A 2,128-nucleotide genomic window follows, 5' to 3' on the forward strand; every position below is an offset into this window, starting at 1 on the left:
TGTTCGCGGGTTTGGGGGCCTACCGGCTGTGTCTGGGTTTCGCGGTGTCCCCGCTCCCCGGCGGCGCGCCGCCGCGGTTCGCCACCCTCGCCCAGCGGCTGCGGGAGAACCGCATCGTGGCCCTGATGGGCGAGCGCGACCTGACCGGACGCGGGGTGCCGGTCGACTTCTTCGGCGAGCGCACCTGGATGCCCGCGGGCGCGGCCAAGCTGGCCGTCGAGACCGGCGCGGCGCTCATGCCGGTGCACGCCTGGTTCACCGTCGCCGAGGACGGCACGGAGGGCTGGGGGCTGCGCACCGAGCAGGCGTTGGACGTCTCCGGCGGCATCGCCGCGACCACCCAGGCGCTGGCGGACCGATTCGCCGCCGGAATCGCCGAGCACCCGGCAGACTGGCACATGTTGCAACCGTTGTGGGAGAGCGACCTGTCACCGCAGCGACGCGCCAGGATCGCCGAGGAGCAGGCGCGCCTCACCGCGCGGGAGGGTCGAGCGGAGCCCGGCGGAAGCGAGCCAGGGGGAAGAGACGAAACACCATGAAGATCGGCATGGTCTGCCCGTACTCGTTCGACGTGCCCGGTGGCGTGCAGGCCCATGTGGTCGAACTGGCGCGGGTGTTCATCGAGCGCGGCCACAAGGTGAGCGTGCTGGCGCCCGCCTCCGAACACACCCCGCTGCCGGACTTCGTGGTCTCGGCGGGGCGCGCGGTGGCCATCCCCTACAACGGTTCGGTGGCGCGGCTGTCCTTCGGCCCCACCGCCTACACCCGGATCCGGCGCTGGATCGAGAGCAACGACTTCGACGTGCTGCACATCCACGAGCCCAACGCGCCCAGCCTGTCCATGCTGGCGCTGAAGATCGCCGAGGGCCCGATCGTGGCGACCTTCCACACCTCGACCACCCGCTCGCTGGTGCTGAGCACCTTCCAGGGCGTGCTGCGGCCCTACCACGAGAAGATCAGCGGCCGCATCGCCGTCTCCGAGCTGGCCAGGCGCTGGCAGGTGGAGGCGCTCGGGTCGGACGCGGTGGAGATCCCCAACGGCGTGGACGTGCCCGCCTTCGCCAGGGCCCCGATGCTGGCGGGCTATCCGCGCCCCGGCGGCACGGTGCTGTTCCTCGGCCGCTACGACGAGCCGCGCAAGGGCATGCAGGTGCTGCTCGAGGCGCTGCCGGAGCTGGTGCGCAGGCATCCCGGCATCGAGATCCTCGTCGTCGGCCGCGGTGACGAGCAGCGCCTGCGCCGCGAGGCCGGGCCGAACGCCGACCGGCTGCGCTTCCTCGGCCAGGTCTCCGACGAGGAGAAGGCCTCCGCGATGCGCAGCGCCGACGTCTACGTCGCGCCCAATCTGGGCGGGGAGAGCTTCGGGATCATCCTGATCGAGGCCATGGCCGCGGGCACCCCGGTGGTGGCCAGTGAACTGGACGCCTTCCGCCGGGTGCTGCGCGACGGCGCGGCGGGCCTGCTGGTCCCGGTCGGCGACGCCGGCGCGCTGGCCGAGGCCATCACCTCCCTGCTCACCGACGCCGGGCGGCGAGAGGCTCTGGTACGCAAGGCCGATCAGATCGTGGCCGAATACGATTGGCCCGTGGTGGCCGAACAGATCCTGCGTGTCTACGAGACCGTGACCGTGGGCGACACCAGGGTGCGGGCCGCCGGATGATCACCTTCTCCGCCACCACCGTCCTCGTCCTCGCGCTGATCGCTGCCGTCGTCGTGGCCATCGGCGCATGGGCGTATTCGACCGCCAACCGGCTGGACCGCCTGCACGTGCGCTCGGACAAGTCCTGGCAGGCGCTGGAGGCGGCGCTGGCCCGCCGCGCCGTGGTGGCCCGCTCGGTGGCCATGGCCATCGCCGGACCGGTCTCCGATCCCGTGCTGGCCGAGCAGGCCAAACGCCTTGCCGCGCTGGCGGATCGGGCCGAGCGCGCCGACCGCGCCGAGCGCGAGGCGGTGGAGAACCAGCTGGCCACCGCCCTGGCCGCGGTCGACATCGGCCTGCTGCGCCCGCAACTGGTCGCCGAGATGGCCGACGCCGAGGCCAGGGTGCTCATCGCCCGGCGCTTCCACAACGACGCCGTGCGCGACACCCTGGCGTTGCGCACCCGGCGGCCGGTGCGGCTGCTGCACC

General features: G+C 72.7%; 1 protein-coding gene and 2 pseudogenes. All 3 read left to right on the plus strand.

Annotated elements, in window-relative coordinates:
- Nucleotides 1–539, plus strand: a pseudogene (locus QH283_RS18040) (phosphatidylinositol mannoside acyltransferase); the annotation flags it as partial.
- Nucleotides 536–1,660 carry a glycosyltransferase family 4 protein gene (locus QH283_RS18045; protein WP_280504163.1) on the plus strand — a complete coding sequence of 375 codons (1,125 nt, stop codon included), beginning with the start codon at nucleotides 536–538 and terminating at the stop codon, nucleotides 1,658–1,660. The pseudogene QH283_RS18040 and the gene QH283_RS18045, both read left to right, overlap by 4 nt.
- A pseudogene (locus QH283_RS18050) lies at nucleotides 1,660–2,128 on the plus strand (exopolyphosphatase); the annotation flags it as partial. The gene QH283_RS18045 and the pseudogene QH283_RS18050, both read left to right, overlap by 1 nt.

It is taken from the genome of Nocardia farcinica (assembly GCF_029867845.1).
GTDB lineage: Bacteria > Actinomycetota > Actinomycetes > Mycobacteriales > Mycobacteriaceae > Nocardia > Nocardia farcinica_A.

Coding starts and splice junctions, on each gene's coding strand:
- QH283_RS18045 (WP_280504163.1), top strand. CDS start 536: ATGAAGATCGGCATGGTCTGCCCGTACTCGTTCGACGTGCCCGGTGGC.